Genomic DNA, 16,565 nt, shown 5'->3' on the forward strand with positions numbered 1-16,565 from the left:
GGCACTCTAAGTCAGAGCGTCCTCCCGTGGCTAAGCCACACGACGCTCTGGATCAGAACCGTTCGAGGAGGATGCTTAATGCCGCGTCTCTTTACTGCCCTCGAAATCCCGCGCGACGCCGCGCTTTCGCTTTCGTTATTACGGGGCGGACTCCCAGGCGCACGCTGGATTGATGTCGAAAACTACCATATAACTCTGCGTTTTATTGGGGATGTGGAAGGCCATGTGGCCGACGAAGTTGCCAATGCACTGGATCGCGTAAGGCGTCCCGAATTCATGCTCAACCTGTCCGGTGTAGATGCTTTCGGTTCCAAGAAACCGCACAGCATCTATGCGGGTGTATCACCCTCCCCCGAACTCAATGCGTTGCAGAGCGAAATAGAACGCATCTGCCAGCGGCTTCATATTCCGGCTGATCCACGCAAATTCACGCCCCATGTGACTTTGGCACGGCTGAGAAATCCACATATTGCGGATGTCGTGCATTATCTTTCATCACGCGGAAACTTCTCAACAATGCCATTCAAACTGGGCCGCTTCGTGCTGATGTCGTCACGTGATTCTGTTGGCGGTGGACCTTATATTGTCGAAGAAGCCTGGCCTTTGATGGCAGCCTCCCGCCAGAACTGGTCGGCAAGCGCTTTAGAGGATGCGAGCACCATCCGGTAAACCTGCTCGAAATCCCCGATGTTTCCATAATAAGGATCGGGGATTTCAACTGCTTTACCCTCTGCTATTTCGGTGAAAAGCCCGATACGCGCAGTCGTGTTCGCAGGCTGGCGCTGCGCGATCATACGCATATTGTAGCGGTCCATTCCAAGAATTAGATCAAAGCGGGTGAAATCTGTCGCGGTCAACTGGCGGCAAGATTGTTCTGAAATATCAAGGCCATGCTTTGCCGCAACCCGGACTGAGCGCTCATCAGGCTCTTCGCCCGTATGATAGCCGTTTGTTCCTGCCGAATCGATCTTCACATGTTTGATGCCACGCTTGGCCAAAACATATTCCATCACGCCTTCTGCGAGCGGAGAACGGCAGATATTGCCTGCACAGACAAACAGAATACTGGTTGGGGCTTGTTGGGTCACGGAACTCTCGCGGCTATGATAAGTTATCATCAGAACCGCAACATAGGCGAAATGTGATGGCACGCAACAGGCTGACAGAAGAAGAACTCAAACAAGCACTCAGCGACCTTGAAGGCTGGCAGAAGGTCGATGGCCGCGAGGCGATCAGCAAAAGCTTCAAGTTCAAGGACTTCAATGCAGCTTTTGGATTTATGACGCGGGCAGCGCTTTATGCGGAGAAATTCGACCATCACCCGGAATGGTTCAATGTTTATAATCGCGTCGATGTTACGCTTTCAACGCATAGCGAGAACGGCATTACGGAACTAGATATTAAGCTTGCACGCAAAATGAATGCGATTATGTGATTGGTTCAAACTTTTGAAATATAAACGAAAATCGTCTTTTTCTGAAAATTGAAACTGCCGTCACGGTTTCTCGCGATGTATGGCAGTGCTTTGGTCAGATCAACGCGATCACTCCACTGTTGGCCGAGTGCGCCGCCATTAATACTGCGAATAAACACATCTCCTATCGAAACGGCAGAATGGAAAATGTGGCCAGCTCTCACATCGTAAAAGCCGATAGCGCGTCCGTATGGCAGTGAAGAATAACCGTTCCACAATTCCCCAGCCCGGAAGTTTAGCAGCGGTATCCAGTTTTGGCCGGATGTACCACGTAAGGTATGCTCTGAAATACCCGCACCAAGCAGAAAGCGCATATAGGCCGTGATGTCATAGCAAATGCCGTCTTTCACATCGATATTGACCTGATCGCCAACATCCTGCGCGGCTGCGAGTTGATGGCCGCGATAGAACTGGCTCGACCGGTCACTGCGCACAAAGTTTTCGCCATAACCAGTTAAATGCATTGAATAGCTCCACTCCCTCAGATCTTGTTCAGCCCTAAAAAGGCAAAATCCATAATCCGGTGATTTGGGATGCGCGGTGAAGCTGATGGTTCTGGCAGGGTCTGCCAGTGTCTCATCGGGTAGAAAACTTGAAAATGACGAAAAATAATCCCATCTTCTTTTGGTGCAGCCCTCTATCTGGCTGACAGGAGTTAAACTGACTATGGATCGCACCAAGATTGATGACATCCTCGAACCCGGAAGCGAGCGCGACCACGAGAAGCGCAGCGAACGGGTGAAACAGGGCTTCTGGAAGACTGCACGTCGTGCTGGTCGTATGGTCCCGTTCATGGACGAAGTCGTAGCGGCTTATTATTGCGCGCTCGATGAAAAGACCCCGACCCGCGTGCGCATGACACTGATGGCGGCCCTCGCCTATTTCGTGCTTCCGTTCGACATTATTCCCGACATGCTGGTGGGCATTGGCTTTACCGACGATATTGCCGTACTGATGGCTGCATTGACCGCTGTACGCACACATATAACGCCAGCGCACAGAATCGCAGCGCGTGAGGCTATGCGCGATGAGGGCGAAGCCGCTTAAGCTCTGTTTCACAGATTTGTGACGGTGGAATACATCGCTCATAGCGAATTGACGCGATATGACAAACTCTTGCCGCTTTCTTTTCATTGAAGTTGGCAACGGGATCGTGGTGGGCTTTTCCCACTCGTTCAAGTTTTCTTTCAAAACTTCACCGTTTGGTAACCCAGATTAAGGCACATTAAGGGTCATCAAACGGGGCGGCGTGTTGAACGGCGACATCCCGATATTCGACTTTGAAGCAAACGAAAGAGAACCGGTAAAAAATCATGCTTGGAAAATCGATCGTCGCGGCTTCGGTGTTCACGATTGCAATGGCAGGCTCAGCACTCGCCCAGACACCGACCCAGATTAAGCAGTTCGACGCCTGGGGCGCATATAGCTACCAGTCTGCCAATGGCAAGGTTTGCTATGTCCTGTCCGTTCCGACGGTTAAAGCGCCCGCCAATGTTGATCATGGCGATAACTTTTTCCTCGTGAGCAAGAAGCCAGGACAGAACGTTAACCTCGAGCCGCAGTTTATGGCTGGCTACGAGCTGAACGCCAATGCGAATGCCAAGGTTATTGTCACCGTGGGAGCTCGCAATTTTACGATGTTCGTGAATGGTAAGTCGGGCTGGATGGAAAATGCAGCCGAAGAGCCGCAGCTGATTGCAGCGATGCGCGGCGGTGCGGACATGAAGGTGCAGGCACAGTCCAAGCGCGGCACAAAGACCAATTATACCTATTCGCTCAAGGGCATTTCGGCAGCGCTCGCAGCCATTCAGAATTGCAAATAGTTCATTTGGTCCAAGCTAAAACTATAAGCCGGGGCTTCGCTCCGGCTTTTCTTTTCGACACTGCATCCTCACTTATGCATGTCTGCCGCGACAGACTGCGGGATGACGGATGCAATATTGTGTGCTAAGAGCGCGCGCAACAGGCTCGCATTTCAGATGAACGAGCCCATATATCCATGCAATCGACAAAATTACCGGCGCGCTTTATGCGGTCGCCCCCAACAGTTGAAAAAAGATGTCCATTTCGTTCGACCTGACCATTGATGATACGCGTGACCAGCTTGCCCGCCATGTGCGCGCAAATATGGAGCAAAAGCCGTCGCTCATCGGCATGTCGCGTGAGGAAATGGCTGATGAGCTGATTAAGATTGGCGTGTTGCCAAAGCAGGTCAAGATGCGCATTGCGCAGCTCTGGCACTGGCTTTATGTCCGCGGCGTTTCCGATTTTGCCGATATGCGCAATATCTCGAAGGATCTGCGCGCCCTTCTGGCGCAGCATTTCACCATTGCGCGCCCGGAAGTGGTTGAAGAACAGATTTCGCAGGATGGCACGCGCAAATGGCTGTTCCGCTTTCCGCCACGCGGTGCTGGACGTCCGGTTGAAATCGAATGCGTCTATATTCCTGAAGAAGGTCGCGGCACGCTGTGTATTTCCTCTCAGGTTGGCTGCACACTGACGTGCACTTTCTGCCATACCGGCACGCAGAAGCTGGTGCGCAATCTGACCTCTGAAGAAATTCTGGCTCAGTTGATGACCGCGCGTGATCGTCTGGGCGACTTCCCGGAAACGGACACACCAGACGGTGCGATCGTGCCAGCTGAAGGCCGCAAGGTCACCAACATCGTTATGATGGGCATGGGCGAACCGCTTTATAACTTCGATGAAGTGAAAAAAGCTCTGCTGATTGCGTCTGATGGCGATGGTCTGGCACTTTCCAAGCGCCGCATCACGCTTTCGACCTCTGGCGTCGTGCCTGAAATCTATCGCACCGGCGAAGAAATCGGCGTGATGCTGGCGATTTCGCTGCATGCCGTGCGCGATGAATTGCGCGATCTTCTGGTGCCAATCAATAAGAAATATCCACTGGAACAGCTTCTCAAAGCGTGCCGCGAATATCCGGGCCTGTCGAACGCCAAGCGCATTACATTTGAATATGTGATGCTCAAGGACGTCAATGACAGCATGGAAGACGCCAAACTGCTCGTAAAGCTTTTGCGCGGCATTCCAGCCAAGATCAATCTGATCCCGTTCAACCCATGGCCCGGTACGAATTATCAGTGCTCGGACTGGGAGCATATTGAACGCTTTGCCGATTATGTGAACGCTGCCGGTTATGCTTCGCCGATCCGTACACCACGCGGTCGCGATATTCTGGCTGCCTGCGGTCAGTTGAAGTCGGAATCAGAACGTATGCGCAAAAGCGAGCGTCTGGCGCTTGAAGCTATGATGATTGCCGGGCACGGTGAATAATTCAGGGGGACTAAGCGCCTTTGACCGATACGTTTGATTATATCACGCGCTTTGTCGTTATCGTTTTCGGCTATTGCTTAGCCGTTCTGGCCGCTGGGTTTTTTCTGGCGGCTATTTTGTATAGCCAGATCGATGTGCTGGGCTATGCAATGTCAGACCCATTCTTTGAGGATGTTTTCAGGGAAATCCGCAACAGCTGGGATACGACCGGCTTTTATGCTGCGGTTCTCGTTGGTGGCCCGGTTCTGGCATTCATGGCAGGCGGTTTCAGCTTCTTCCCAGCGCTGCTGCTGATTGTCATCAGTGAAGCGCGCGGATGGAAGTCATCCCTGCCTTATTGCATCGGTGGCATGGTCATTGGCCTGCTTGGAATGGGTACGGGGTCGCTTTTCGCGGTGACGGATCAGAATATCGCCGCAGGTCTTGCGCTTATGACAGGCGCTTTCGCCGGTTCAGGTGTCGTCGGCGGCTTCGTCTATTGGCTGATAGCTGGCCGCAATGCCGGGCGGTTTTTGGGCCACCCGGCTAAATAACTTTACTTCGCCTGCGCAGTGATAATTTTCAGCGCGAAAGCTGAGAAAATACCTGCAAAAAGCCAGTCCACAATCCGCGTCACTGTCGGATTCTTCTTGAGAAGACCCGCGAACTTGTCGGCTGCAACCACCATTGGAATGGTGAAAGGCAGTGCCAGTGGAATGAAGGACAGGCCGAGGAAGAACAGTTTTCCCATCGCATGCGGATCACTGGCTGAGACGAATTGCGGCAGGAAGGTCATATTGAACAGGATGATCTTCGGATTGAGCAAATTGATGCCGAGGCCCGTTGCCCAATTCTGAAACAATGTATGCTTTTTGCCGCCATTCTTTTCCGGCGAGAATGCAGACCCCTTGCGGATTGCTTGCACTGCGAGCCAGACAAGATAGATCGCACCAACAGCTTTGAGTCCTGTGAAAGCGGCGGGAGACGCGAGGATCAGCGCGGACAAGCCAAGCGCCACCATGCTCGTGTGAATGACGATGCCAGTGCTGGCACCCGCCATACAGGCAAAGCCCGCAGCCTTGCCCTCAGACAACGCACGACCAACGAACAGCGTCATATCCGGGCCGGGGGTGATCGACAGGATTGCAGTAGCAATCACGAACTGGACGAAGATGGTCCATTCGGGGATGAAGGTCAGGTTTGTCAGAAAAGACATTGAAAAGCACTCCGGGAATTCGCGGCAAGCTAACGCGAATCCATGTCCTCCGCCATCGAATTTTTTAGCCGTCTTAGCGACCCGTGATTACGCGTAGGCAACCCATCCGCGATAGGTGAAAGACGCATAAAAAAGGCTCAGATTCTTAAAGCCCGCACCGCGTATCAGTGCTTCATCCTGATGCGGCGTAAAGATATGCAAACGCTCATTGATCGCTGTGCTGGCTTTGATTGCATTTGCCAGATCAACGCCAGAATCATTCAAAAAGGCAGCATAGCGCGACAACCACAAAGCCCGCTCATCGGCGTTGCTCTGCTCAAAGCTAAAATGCGCCATGATGAACGGCGCACCGGGTTTCAATCGGCGATGTACATCTGCAAGCGTTTGTCTGCGCGTTTCCGTATCCAGAAAATGCATGGTCAATAAGCAGACAGCGCCATCGAACGGTCCCATTGCTGCAGTGTCGATATAACCATTATGGAAATTCACACGCTCCCCATTGGTGCCTAGATTTTGCCGCGCCAGTTGCAGCATTTCGGTGGAGGGATCAACTGCTTCAAAAGTCCAACGCGGGTGTTTTTCAGCAAAGAGGGTGAGTTCAAGCCCACCACCCGCGCCAAGCACGAGAATGCGCGCATCATCAGCAACCTGTTCAGCAAGCAGCAAACGCGTCATGCGCTGCATGTCTCGAAAGCCCGGCACAGCTTTCGGCGGCCCCTCACAATAACGAGCAACCAACTGCGGATCAGAAAATGGATTGGGTTGATTATTCACGTAACTTTTATAGTTACAAATCAAGATGACAGTCAACACTGTCCAAAATGGAAGATAAAGCTTTCTTTTCGACCACAACGCACCATCCGGCTTGCACGCTGCTTAGCAACTGATAAAAGAGCTGCAACATCCTGTTCTACGGCCCTTCAGGCCACCATCGCATCTCAGACGGAAGTGAACTATGAGCAAGCTGAAAGACGTCAAAAAAGTCGTTCTGGCCTATTCGGGCGGTCTCGACACCTCGATTATCCTGAAATGGTTGCAGACTGAGCTTAACGCAGAAGTCGTTACCTTTACCGCCGATCTCGGCCAGGGCGAAGAACTTGAACCAGCACGCAAAAAGGCGGAAATGCTGGGCATCAAGGAAATCTTCGTTGAGGATGTGCGCGAAGAATTCGTGCGCGATTTCGTCTTCCCGATGTTCCGCGCCAATGCCGTCTATGAAGGCGTCTATCTGCTCGGCACCTCGATTGCCCGTCCGCTGATTTCCAAGCACCTCATCGAAATCGCCAAGAAGACCGGCGCTGACGCGATTGCGCATGGCGCGACCGGCAAGGGCAATGATCAGGTTCGCTTTGAGCTTTCCGCTTATGCGCTGAACCCGGACATCAAGATCATCGCTCCATGGCGCGACTGGACCTTCAAGAGCCGTACGCATCTGCTTGAATTTGCTGAACAGCACCAGATCCCTGTTGCGAAAGACAAGAAGGGCGAAGCGCCGTTCTCGGTTGACGCAAACCTGCTGCACTCCTCGTCCGAAGGCAAGGTTCTGGAAGATCCGGCAATCGAAGCGCCTGAATATGTGCATATGCGCACGATTTCGCCAGAATCAGCACCAGACACACCGACCATCATCAAGGTTGGCTTTGAAAAGGGTGATGCCGTTTCGATCAATGGCGAACGTCTGTCGCCTGCAACACTGCTTGCCAAGCTCAATGATTATGGCCGCGACAACGGTATTGGTCGTCTTGACCTCGTTGAAAACCGCTTCGTTGGCATGAAGTCCCGCGGCGTTTATGAAACACCGGGCGGCACGATCCTGTTGGCTGCACACCGCGCTATCGAATCGATCACGCTCGACCGTGGTGCAGCACATCTCAAGGATGAGCTGATGCCACGCTATGCAGAACTCATTTACTATGGCTTCTGGTTCTCGCCAGAACGTGAAATGTTGCAGGCTGCAATCGACCTCAGCCAGCGTCATGTTGAAGGTGAAGTCACACTCAAGCTCTATAAGGGCAATGTGATCGTCACTGGCCGCGAATCGGACAAGTCACTCTATTCCGACAAGCTCGTGACGTTTGAAGATGATCAGGGCGCTTATGACCAGAAGGACGCAGCAGGCTTCATCAAGCTCAATGCGCTTCGTCTGCGCACCCTGGCTGCTCGCGACCGTCGATAAGCGGTTCACATCAATAAAAAAGCCCGCCTCCCGGCGGGCTTTTTCTTTTCAGGAACTAAACGGAGCGTGAGCCGTGTTTCTCTATCTTGCGATGCCTCTTTGCATTCTGCTCGGCATTTATCTGCTGGTCCGGTGCATTTCCATTCTGTGGGGCATCATCATGCCAGCGGTCCGTCATCGCTTTAAAGCAGACAGCCAGCCACACGTGTTTTACTTGCCAAACACCGGACGATATACTGTGAGCATCGTGTTTCCGCCGCTAACGATTGTTACAGGAACCGCTTATTTCTCAACGCAATTTGCAATCAAGTCGCTGCCAAGCGGCGCAACTGTCGCCTATCGCTCAACAAGCCGTTCGCTGCTCGGCGTCAGACGCACAGATATGAGCGGCTACGCTTCGCATGCTTTAGGAAACTTTGAATGCTCAGCAGCGGGCGAATACGAGATAACCTGTCTTACGCCAGAGAAAATCCGGTCAAATTTTCAGCTGGAAATATCGCCCTATGTTTCATTCCTAAAACTCGTGCCTGTCATTTTGGGAACCATTCTGGCAAGCGGAATGAGCATCGCCGGAACGATAATATTCATCCTATTACTGGCTGGTAAAATCGGGTGATCATCATACCGCGTGACTGATAGAGCCAAGCATCTTTTCTTCGCCGGGACGTAAGGTCAGCACCCGAACGCCATTCGACGTAACAGCCACCGTATGCTCAAATTGGGCTGACAATTTTCCGTCACGCGTCACCACCGTCCAGCCATCTTTTTCGGTCTTTACCTTGGCTGTGCCCTGATTGAGCATAGGCTCAATGGTGAACACCATGCCTTCGCGCAATCGAGCACCAGTGCCCGGCTTTCCGAAATGCAGAACCTGCGGCTCTTCATGCATTTCACGGCCAATACCATGACCGCAATATTCACGCACGACGCTGTAATCATGACGCTTTGCGTGACGCTCGATGGCATAGCCAATGTCGCCCAGCGTTGCACCGGGGCGCACGGCAGCAATGCCCTTCCATAGCGCTTCATAGGTTACACGCACCAGACGTGAGGCGAAGGGAGCAACTTCACCAATCATATAGGTCTTGCTGGAATCAGCGATATAGTCGTCTTTTTCAAGGGTAATGTCGAAATTAATGATCTCACCATTTGCGATGATTTCATCATGAGACGGCATACCGTGACAAACGACTTCATTCCTTGAGGCATTGAGCACATAAGGAAAATCATATTGCCCCTTGCTGGCCGGACGCGCCTGCAATTCGCGGGTGATATAATCCTCGACCAGATCATTGACCTGCATTGTACTCATGCCAACAAGCGACGTGTTGTCGAGAAGCGTGAAGACAGAAGCCAACAGCGCGCCCGAAGCCGCCATCTTTTCCACTTCAGCCGGTGTCTTGATCATGATGACTGAACCGCCAGAACCGGAATTTCGACATGGGCGGCGCGTAACTGCATCTGCACAATTTCATTGAACGACAGTTCGGGGTGAGCCTGTGCCAGCATGCCGATCTTCATCCAATATTCTGCCTGCGCATTGATTGAGCGGCACATAACATCGCTTGCCTTGCGCAGTTCTTCATGCAGTTCGTCGCTAATTTTTACGATACCCATAATTGCGATCCATCGTTTAATATATAAAACATATATAAATCGTATATTACACTCAATCAAGGCCAGCTAGTCGCCATCTATCTTTAATCCTCTTGCATTTAGTACGGCACCTTACTATACGTCGCCGTATGGAAATTATAGAGCAGAAGCATCACGCCCTTTTGGGCGAACTGGAACGCCGCAACACTCCCTCAACCGGCGCGTTGAAGGCCTGTTTTGAAATCCTGTCGCTGGCAGCAGCGATTGATCGAGACTGCGCGAACAGGCTTAGCCCTCACAAGCTTTCCGAAGGCAAGTTTGTGCTGCTGTTTTTGTTGCAAAATGCAGCTGACGGCCTGTCGCCGCATGAGCTGTCGGAACGCGCTGGCGTCACACGCGCCACCATTACCGGCCTTCTCGACGGGCTGGAACGTGACGGCTTTCTGACGCGCCATGCAGATACGCAGGATCGCCGCAAGCTCACAGTAAGGCTAACACCCGAAGGCGCACGTTTGGCACAAGAGCTTTTCGATCAGCATACGGCCTGGATCGCGGGCCTGATGAGCGATCTTTCAACCGGCGAGCAACAACTGCTGAGTACCCTATTGCGCCGCATCTGGAGCCGAACTGATGCGGGCCATTCCTTCAAAATTAGTGAAACCCTAAGGGACTTATAATGACCTATTACCTCGCCGAGCTTTACTCACCCAAAGCAAGCTGGCTTGAACTTGATGCACAAGGCAGACAGGCTTTCTTTGAAAAAGTAGGCGCTGGCATGGGCGGTCTGGCAGCACTCGGAGTTGAAGCTTTGGCTTTGGGTCCGGTCGATTCCACAAAGCCTTATGCACCAGAGCAGAGCTTCTTTGCCATCTGGCGTTTCCCGGATGAAGCCGCTCTCGACATGCTAATTGCCGGAATCACTTCAACCGGCTGGCATGATTATTTTGACACCATCAATGCATCAGGTGCTGGCACTGACCTTGGTGGTCATCTCGCACAACTGGCAGGCGTATCTTTTAAAGAAGCCGCCTGAACTGAAAGAAAAATGCTCCCTATCGAGGAGCATTTTTCTTATCCACACCAACCCACAGATGATCTTGCTTGACTCTTCGCTGACTCGATTCAATACTAGAACATAAAGTGAACAACAATAGGTTTCAAACGTGAGCGGCATCGACATCGCGGCGTTGCGGCGCATGGTTACGGCCATTGAAGGCAACGACGCACAAGGCAGTTTTAGCAGTGAAGCGGTCGCGGGTTTCGGGCGTGCGCGTAGTTTCACGCTGGGTCTTGCTCACGCTGATGATGCTTTCCCGCATGGTTTGGCAGGCGATGCTTTGCATGAGGTTTTTGCAGAAAATCCGGGTGCGCATATGGCAGCAACAGGCTTTGCACTGGCGCTTGCCTTGCGGGCATCGCCTGCAAAAAAGCCGATTATCTGGATTGAGGAGGAAAGCACTTCAACTGAATATGGCGGGCTGTATCCACCGGGACTTCATGCCTTTGGTATTGATCCGGCGCGGCTGCTGATCGTGCGCTGCCCCACCGCGCAGGATGTGCTCAAAGCATCTAATGATGCGCTTGAGGCGGGAAGTGGTGGCAAGGCTTCGCATCTTATCTCCGGCGTGGTTGCTTCAATGACTGGCCAGCCAAAGTGCCTCGACCTGACAGCGTCGCGTCGTCTGCTGCTGGCAACGGAGACTGCGCAACTACCAGTTTTCCTGCTCAGGAGCCACCGAACGGGCATTCAGAGTGCAGCCGTCAGCCGCTGGCGGGTAGCCCCTGCGCCCTCGCGCTCCAGCGGAGCGAATGCCCCCGGAAAGCCTGCCTTTTCTGCTGTACTTGAACGCAACCGGCACGGCACATGTGGGCAATGGATCATGGAATGGAACAATGAAAGCCTTGAATTTGGAGCAGCAAAACGGAGCGCCAGAACGGGTGTTCCTCGCCCTGTGGTTTCCGTTTCTGCCGACCGACCGGCTTCGCCGCTCCGCTCCGCATGAGGGCAAACAGCAACTGCCACTTGTTGTCACCGAGCGCACGGCCAATGCACTGCGACTGACGGCAGTGGATATTGAGGCCGCAAAGCTGGGCCTTTTTCCCGGCATGGCCCTGACCGATGCGCGTGCGCGGGTAGAAAAGCTGGACGTGGCAACCGCAGCACCTCAGCGCGACGCAGCGCTGCTCAGACGGCTTGCGCATTGGTGCGAGCGCTATACGCCGCTTGTCGCTCTCGATCAGCCCTATGGGCTGATGCTCGACATCACCGGATGCGCGCATCTTTTTGGCGGGCTTTCTGCCCTGCGAGAGGACGCGATCATGCGGATTGAACGGGCTGGGCTCAGCATACAGGCAGCGATTGCCGATGGCAGCTTTGCCGCACGGCTTCTGGCGCGTGGCACCAGAGGCGGCGTTTTCAGCAAGGCTGGTGCCGACCATTTTTTGCCGCGTCTGCCGATCAGCTCTCTTGAACTGAATGAAGCTGCTGAGACGGGTCTTAAACGTGCCGGGCTGAAGCATATCGGCGATGTGATGGCACTCCCACGTGCAACGCTGACCGCACGTTTCGGAACTGACCTTGCCACGAAGCTTGAACGACTGGCGCGGCAGGAACGGGCACCGATTTCACCCTTGCGCATCGTGCCGCTCAGCATAGCTGAACGCCGTCTTTCAGAGCCGGTCACGGTGATGGCGCTTGTTGAGCAAATTTTGCAGGAACTGGCGCAGGAATTATTCGCCCTGCTTGAGACCGAAGGCAAAGGCGCACTGCTGATCGAAGCTTCGTTTTTCCGGGTCGATGGCGAGGTGCGTCATATCCGCATTGAAACCGGCCAGCCTTTGCGTGAAGACCGGGTTTTTCTGAGGCTTGCGCGTGAGCGGCTCAATGCGCTGACCGATCCGCTTGATGCCGGTTTTGGCTTTGACATGATACGGCTTGCGGCACTGCGCTCTGCTGCCATTGCCCAGCGCCAGACCGGACTGGACCAGAACGAGGAAGATCAGGCCGGTTTCAGCCAGCTGATTGACCGGCTTGCAGCCCGGCTTGGTGCAAACCGGGTGCTCATCCCGTTTGCGCGCAACACGCATATGCCAGAGCGGGCTTTCAGCCTACATTCAGCAATGCAGACAGGTCGTAAGAATGACGCGGATTATGAAAGCAGTCGGACGCTTCCCGGCGACCCGCCCGCGCGACCGATAAAACTGTTTCATCCGCCGCAGCCAATCGAATCGATTGCTGAAGTGCCTGACAGTCCGCCATCGTTTTTCCTATGGCGGCGCGTACGCCATCATGTGCGCCTTGCCGAAGGGCCGGAGCGGATCGAACCGGAATGGTGGCTTTCTATCGGCCATAATGTGCCGCAGCTGCGCGACTATTACCGGGTGGAGGATGATAACGGCCAGCGTTTCTGGATTTTTCGTGAGGGGCTTTATGACGGCTCTAATCATCCGCGCTGGTTCTTGCATGGGTTGTTCGCGTGATGGACCGCTATTTTGAAATGGCTGTGGCCAGCAATTTTTCCTTCCTGAGTGGCGCATCGCACCCGCATGAGCTTGTCTTGCAAGCCCATGCCTTGGGGCTTTCCGGCATTGGTATTGCTGATCGTAACACGCTCGCAGGTGTGGTGCGTGCGCATGCGGCATGGAAGGATATTCGCGAGACATGCGATTTCCGGCTTTTCATCGGTTGCCGTCTTTCCTTCATTGATGGCACGCCGGATATGGTCGTCTATCCGCGTGATCGTGCTGCCTATGGGCAATTGTGTCGCCTGCTGACAGAGGGAAAACAACGCGCTGCCACCAAAGGCAAATGCCATCTTGAATGGGGCGATCTGCTATTCCGTGCACGACAGTTCCAGATTGCCGTCTTTGCCCCCGACGAAGACCAACCTTATTTTATTGACCGTCTGACAGAGATTGCAAAAGCCGCACCGGGCTCTGTCTGGCTGGCGCTGACCATGCCACATCAGGGCCATGATGGACGCCGTGCAGAACGCATAGCACATTTTTCGGCAGAGGCGAATGTGCCGCTACTCGCCACCAATGACGTGCTTTATCATCATACAGACCGGCGCGCTTTGCAGGACGTGCTTACAGCAACGTGCCATTACACAACAGTTTTTGCCGCCGGGCGAATACTTGAAAAGAACGCCGAGCGTCATCTCAAGCCGCCGCATGAAATGGTGCGTCTGTTTCGCAATTATCCCAGCGCAATTGAAGCGACTGCCGATTTCGTGGCGCCTATCAATTTCCAGCTTGATGAGCTGAAATATGACTATCCCGACGAGCCAGTGCCGCCCGGCAAGACACCACAGCAGCATCTGCATGATCTCGCATGGGACGGCGCTGCCCGGTATTATGGTGCAGATACAGTTCCGCTTAAGGTTCAAAAGCTGATCAACAAGGAACTAGCGCTGATCGAACAGCTGCAATATGCGGCCTATTTTCTCACTGTTCATGACATTGTGAGCTATGCGCGCAGGAAAGACATTCTGTGTCAGGGGCGCGGTTCAGCCGCCAATTCCGTTGTCTGTTTCTGCCTTGGCATAACGGGCGTCGATCCGACAGAAGTGGATCTTCTGTTTGAGCGCTTCCTATCCGTCGAGCGCAAAGAGCCGCCAGACATCGACGTCGATTTCGAGCATGAGCGGCGCGAAGAGGTGATGCAATATGTCTATGAGCGCTACACGAGAGACCGTGCGGCGATTGTTGCGACCGTCATCAGCTATCGTTCCCGCAGCGCTATCCGCGATGTTGGTAAGGCGCTTGGGCTAACAGAAGATGTGACTGCAGCACTCGCCAACACCGTCTGGGGCATATCAGGCGGCGGCATCGACAAAGAGCATATCAGACAGGCGGGGCTTGATCCTGATAATCCCATCATTCGGCGAGCGGTTGAACTGGCGCTGGAGCTGATCGGCTTTCCAAGGCATCTATCGCAGCATGTCGGAGGCTTTGTGCTGACCCGAGATCGTCTGGATGAGACAGTACCAATTGGTCCGGCGGCGATGGACAAACGCTCTTTCATCGAATGGGACAAGGACGACATTGACGAAGTAGGCCTGATGAAAGTGGACGTGCTGTCTCTCGGCATGCTCACCTGTATCCGCAAGGCGTTCGACCTCATTCACGCTCATAAACCGCAGCTTTATCACGGCAAAAAACTAACGCTCGCCACTTTGGAGCGTGAGGACAAAACCGTTTACGATATGCTTTGCAAAGGCGATTCAGTCGGTGTGTTTCAGGTTGAAAGCCGTGCGCAGATGAACATGCTGCCGCGTTTGCGCCCTCAAAAGTATTATGATCTTGTCATTCAGGTGGCCATCGTCCGCCCAGGTCCTATTCAGGGCGATATGGTGCATCCATATCTGAGGAACAGGAAAAATCCGGAGAATGTAATCTATCCCGCTCCCTCACCTGAGCATGGTGAGCCGGATGAGTTGAAAAACATTCTGGAAAAGACCAAAGGCGTGCCGCTGTTTCAGGAGCAAGCCATGCGCATTGCCATTGAAGCTGCACATTTTTCGCCTGATGAAGCCAATCTACTGCGTCGCGCCATGGCGACATTCCGGAAAATGGGCACCATCCACACCATGGAAACCAAGATGATCGATGGCATGGTCAACCGTGGCTATGACCGGACTTTTGCAGAAAACTGCTTCAACCAGATCAGAGGCTTTGGTGAATATGGCTTTCCGGAAAGCCATGCGGCGAGCTTTGCACATCTCGTTTATATTTCCGCATGGATCAAATGCCACCACCCGGAAGTGTTTGCAGCGGCTCTGCTCAACTCACAGCCGATGGGGTTTTATGCGCCAGCACAGATCGTGCGTGATGCGCATGAACATGGTGTGTGCGTGCTGCCAATCGATGTGAACTTCAGCCATTGGGACAATACTCTGGAAAACAGATCCAATATGCAACCAGCGCTTCGACTTGGTTTTCGCCAGATTGATGGATTTTCAAAGGATGCTGCAAAGCTGCTGATTGCCGGTCAGCATGAACCCTATCGCAGCATTGAGGATATGCATCGCCGCCTGCGGCTCGACCGGCGTGCTTTCACGCTTCTTGCCGATGCCGATGCTTTTGGCTCGCTTAACATTGACCGGCGTGCTGCTTTATGGGCTGTGCGCCGCCTGCCCAATGATGAAACCCTGCCGCTGTTCATGGCTGCCCAAACCAGCGAACTCGCGGAAGAGCCACACACAAAACTGCCTGAAATGGCGGCTTCTGAGCATGTCATTGCTGACTATGAGACAACCCGGCTCTCGCTCAAAGGTCATCCAGTGGAATACCTGCGTGAAAGGCTCGCGGCAGAAGGTGTTTCCACCTGCAAATCCGTACAGCAAGCAACACAGAGCCGCCGCATGAAAGTGGCGGGTGTTGTCACTGTTCGTCAGCGCCCCGGTAGTGCCAAAGGCGTGGTGTTTCTCACGATTGAAGATGAAACCGGCATCGCCAATATTGTTGTGTGGCCGAAAATCATGAAAATATTTCGCCGCGAGGTGATGGGCGCACGGCTCATTCTCATTGATGGGCAGGTTCAGCGCAGCCCGGAGGGCGTCGTGCATCTGGTTGCATCAAAGCTGGAAGATCGTTCAGCCGCGCTCATTGAAATGAGTGGGCGCGAGCCAAACCGCCTTATCGCGCCATCACAGACCACAGCGCGCCATCCGCGCAATGTGAAGATCATGCCGAACTCACGTGACTTTCATTAGGATTAGACTTCTAGCGGCCTGCAAATGGCGTTTTTTCTCCGCTTCCGGTGCTCATGTACCTTAAAGTACACTTCGCTCTGGTTCTCGCAAACCCCATTTTCGGCACGCCATAAG

General features: G+C 53.5%; 19 protein-coding genes. 13 read left to right on the top strand and 6 right to left on the bottom strand.

Annotation, left to right across the window (positions count from 1 at the left end):
- The first annotated feature begins 78 nt into the window (after positions 1-78).
- Entirely contained in the window at positions 79-669 is a 591-nt protein-coding gene (thpR, locus tag ACOZHT_RS04560) for an RNA 2',3'-cyclic phosphodiesterase (RefSeq protein WP_339509270.1), read from the top strand.
- On the opposite strand, the gene ACOZHT_RS04565 is transcribed toward thpR, so the two are convergent.
- Entirely contained in the window at positions 579-1,118 is a 540-nt protein-coding gene (locus ACOZHT_RS04565) for a low molecular weight protein-tyrosine-phosphatase (RefSeq protein WP_339509269.1), read from the bottom strand. The two genes, thpR and ACOZHT_RS04565, sit on opposite strands and share 91 nt — an antisense overlap.
- 26 nt (positions 1,119-1,144) lie before the next feature.
- Between ACOZHT_RS04565 and ACOZHT_RS04570 the strand changes: the two genes are divergently transcribed.
- Complete coding sequence (locus ACOZHT_RS04570; RefSeq protein ID WP_339509268.1) at positions 1,145-1,435, top strand: 4a-hydroxytetrahydrobiopterin dehydratase; 291 nt, start codon at positions 1,145-1,147, stop codon at positions 1,433-1,435.
- Between the two features lie 5 nt (positions 1,436-1,440).
- Here the strand turns inward: ACOZHT_RS04570 and ACOZHT_RS04575 are convergent, their stop codons facing one another.
- Positions 1,441-1,938: a hypothetical protein gene (locus ACOZHT_RS04575; RefSeq protein WP_339509267.1), complete on the bottom strand. Its 498-nt coding sequence runs from the start codon at positions 1,936-1,938 to the stop codon at positions 1,441-1,443.
- 202 nt (positions 1,939-2,140) lie between these two features.
- Between ACOZHT_RS04575 and ACOZHT_RS04580 the strand changes: the two genes are divergently transcribed.
- The 4 genes from ACOZHT_RS04580 (at position 2,141) to ACOZHT_RS04595 (ending at position 5,301) form a co-directional block, all read left to right on the top strand.
- The gene (locus ACOZHT_RS04580) at positions 2,141-2,521 is read left to right on the top strand and encodes a YkvA family protein (RefSeq protein ID WP_339509266.1); all 381 of its coding nucleotides are present in this window, start codon (positions 2,141-2,143) and stop codon (positions 2,519-2,521) included.
- A gap of 266 nt (positions 2,522-2,787) precedes the next feature.
- Positions 2,788-3,297 carry an invasion associated locus B family protein gene (locus ACOZHT_RS04585; protein WP_339509265.1) on the top strand — a complete coding sequence of 170 codons (510 nt, stop codon included), beginning with the start codon at positions 2,788-2,790 and terminating at the stop codon, positions 3,295-3,297.
- A gap of 235 nt (positions 3,298-3,532) precedes the next feature.
- The gene (rlmN, locus tag ACOZHT_RS04590) at positions 3,533-4,768 is read left to right on the top strand and encodes a 23S rRNA (adenine(2503)-C(2))-methyltransferase RlmN (RefSeq protein WP_339509264.1); all 1,236 of its coding nucleotides are present in this window, start codon (positions 3,533-3,535) and stop codon (positions 4,766-4,768) included.
- Between the two features lie 20 nt (positions 4,769-4,788).
- On the top strand, positions 4,789-5,301 hold the full coding sequence (locus ACOZHT_RS04595; RefSeq protein ID WP_339509263.1) for a hypothetical protein: 513 nt from the start codon (positions 4,789-4,791) through the stop codon (positions 5,299-5,301).
- A gap of 2 nt (positions 5,302-5,303) precedes the next feature.
- Here the strand turns inward: ACOZHT_RS04595 and ACOZHT_RS04600 are convergent, their stop codons facing one another.
- Together ACOZHT_RS04600 and ACOZHT_RS04605 are read right to left on the bottom strand one after the other, a co-directional pair.
- Positions 5,304-5,963, bottom strand: coding sequence for a LysE family translocator (locus ACOZHT_RS04600; protein WP_421565350.1), 660 nt, complete (start codon positions 5,961-5,963; stop codon positions 5,304-5,306).
- An 87-nt stretch (positions 5,964-6,050) separates the two neighbouring features.
- Entirely contained in the window at positions 6,051-6,737 is a 687-nt protein-coding gene (locus ACOZHT_RS04605) for a class I SAM-dependent methyltransferase (RefSeq protein WP_339509262.1), read from the bottom strand.
- A gap of 181 nt (positions 6,738-6,918) precedes the next feature.
- Here ACOZHT_RS04605 and ACOZHT_RS04610 point away from each other — a divergent pair, with 181 nt between their 5' ends.
- Together ACOZHT_RS04610 and ACOZHT_RS04615 are read left to right on the top strand one after the other, a co-directional pair.
- Positions 6,919-8,139, top strand: coding sequence for an argininosuccinate synthase (locus ACOZHT_RS04610; RefSeq protein WP_339509261.1), 1,221 nt, complete (start codon positions 6,919-6,921; stop codon positions 8,137-8,139).
- 73 nt (positions 8,140-8,212) lie between these two features.
- Positions 8,213-8,755 (top strand): hypothetical protein, encoded by a 543-nt coding sequence (locus ACOZHT_RS04615; RefSeq protein ID WP_339509260.1) that lies wholly within the window; start codon positions 8,213-8,215, stop codon positions 8,753-8,755.
- Positions 8,756-8,758: 3 nt separating this feature from the next.
- Here ACOZHT_RS04615 and map read toward each other — a convergent pair whose 3' ends face one another.
- Together map and ACOZHT_RS04625 are read right to left on the bottom strand one after the other, a co-directional pair.
- Positions 8,759-9,547, bottom strand: coding sequence for a type I methionyl aminopeptidase (gene map, locus ACOZHT_RS04620; RefSeq protein WP_339509259.1), 789 nt, complete (start codon positions 9,545-9,547; stop codon positions 8,759-8,761).
- Positions 9,544-9,756, bottom strand: a complete 213-nt coding sequence (locus ACOZHT_RS04625) for a ParD-like family protein (RefSeq protein ID WP_339509258.1) — start codon at positions 9,754-9,756, stop codon at positions 9,544-9,546. Before ACOZHT_RS04625 ends, map begins: the two co-directional genes overlap by 4 nt.
- Positions 9,757-9,884: 128 nt before the next feature.
- Here ACOZHT_RS04625 and ACOZHT_RS04630 point away from each other — a divergent pair, with 128 nt between their 5' ends.
- From ACOZHT_RS04630 to ACOZHT_RS04650, 5 genes are all read left to right on the top strand, one after another.
- Positions 9,885-10,412, top strand: a complete 528-nt coding sequence (locus ACOZHT_RS04630) for a MarR family transcriptional regulator (RefSeq protein WP_339509256.1) — start codon at positions 9,885-9,887, stop codon at positions 10,410-10,412.
- Complete coding sequence (locus ACOZHT_RS04635; RefSeq protein WP_339509254.1) at positions 10,412-10,768, top strand: DUF6616 family protein; 357 nt, start codon at positions 10,412-10,414, stop codon at positions 10,766-10,768. The genes ACOZHT_RS04630 and ACOZHT_RS04635 overlap by 1 nt, the downstream gene beginning before the upstream one ends.
- 130 nt (positions 10,769-10,898) lie before the next feature.
- Positions 10,899-11,738 carry a hypothetical protein gene (locus ACOZHT_RS04640; RefSeq protein ID WP_339509252.1) on the top strand — a complete coding sequence of 280 codons (840 nt, stop codon included), beginning with the start codon at positions 10,899-10,901 and terminating at the stop codon, positions 11,736-11,738.
- The gene (locus ACOZHT_RS04645; protein ID WP_339509517.1) at positions 11,674-13,215 is read left to right on the top strand and encodes a DNA polymerase Y family protein; all 1,542 of its coding nucleotides are present in this window, start codon (positions 11,674-11,676) and stop codon (positions 13,213-13,215) included. Before ACOZHT_RS04640 ends, ACOZHT_RS04645 begins: the two co-directional genes overlap by 65 nt.
- Positions 13,215-16,451, top strand: coding sequence for an error-prone DNA polymerase (locus tag ACOZHT_RS04650; protein WP_339509250.1), 3,237 nt, complete (start codon positions 13,215-13,217; stop codon positions 16,449-16,451). Before ACOZHT_RS04645 ends, ACOZHT_RS04650 begins: the two co-directional genes overlap by 1 nt.
- Positions 16,452-16,565: the final 114 nt, after the last annotated feature.

It is taken from the genome of Ochrobactrum sp. EDr1-4 (assembly GCF_049199085.1).
Classification (GTDB): Bacteria; Pseudomonadota; Alphaproteobacteria; order Rhizobiales; family Rhizobiaceae; genus Brucella.

Coding starts and splice junctions, on each gene's coding strand:
- thpR (WP_339509270.1), top strand. CDS start 79: ATGCCGCGTCTCTTTACTGCCCTCGAAATCCCGCGCGACGCCGCGCTT.
- ACOZHT_RS04565 (WP_339509269.1), bottom strand. CDS start 1,118: ATGATAACTTATCATAGCCGCGAGAGTTCCGTGACCCAACAAGCCCCA.
- ACOZHT_RS04570 (WP_339509268.1), top strand. CDS start 1,145: ATGGCACGCAACAGGCTGACAGAAGAAGAACTCAAACAAGCACTCAGC.
- ACOZHT_RS04575 (WP_339509267.1), bottom strand. CDS start 1,938: ATGCATTTAACTGGTTATGGCGAAAACTTTGTGCGCAGTGACCGGTCG.
- ACOZHT_RS04580 (WP_339509266.1), top strand. CDS start 2,141: ATGGATCGCACCAAGATTGATGACATCCTCGAACCCGGAAGCGAGCGC.
- ACOZHT_RS04585 (WP_339509265.1), top strand. CDS start 2,788: ATGCTTGGAAAATCGATCGTCGCGGCTTCGGTGTTCACGATTGCAATG.
- rlmN (WP_339509264.1), top strand. CDS start 3,533: ATGTCCATTTCGTTCGACCTGACCATTGATGATACGCGTGACCAGCTT.
- ACOZHT_RS04600 (WP_421565350.1), bottom strand. CDS start 5,963: ATGTCTTTTCTGACAAACCTGACCTTCATCCCCGAATGGACCATCTTC.
- ACOZHT_RS04610 (WP_339509261.1), top strand. CDS start 6,919: ATGAGCAAGCTGAAAGACGTCAAAAAAGTCGTTCTGGCCTATTCGGGC.
- map (WP_339509259.1), bottom strand. CDS start 9,547: ATGATCAAGACACCGGCTGAAGTGGAAAAGATGGCGGCTTCGGGCGCG.
- ACOZHT_RS04625 (WP_339509258.1), bottom strand. CDS start 9,756: ATGGGTATCGTAAAAATTAGCGACGAACTGCATGAAGAACTGCGCAAG.
- ACOZHT_RS04630 (WP_339509256.1), top strand. CDS start 9,885: ATGGAAATTATAGAGCAGAAGCATCACGCCCTTTTGGGCGAACTGGAA.
- ACOZHT_RS04635 (WP_339509254.1), top strand. CDS start 10,412: ATGACCTATTACCTCGCCGAGCTTTACTCACCCAAAGCAAGCTGGCTT.
- ACOZHT_RS04650 (WP_339509250.1), top strand. CDS start 13,215: ATGGACCGCTATTTTGAAATGGCTGTGGCCAGCAATTTTTCCTTCCTG.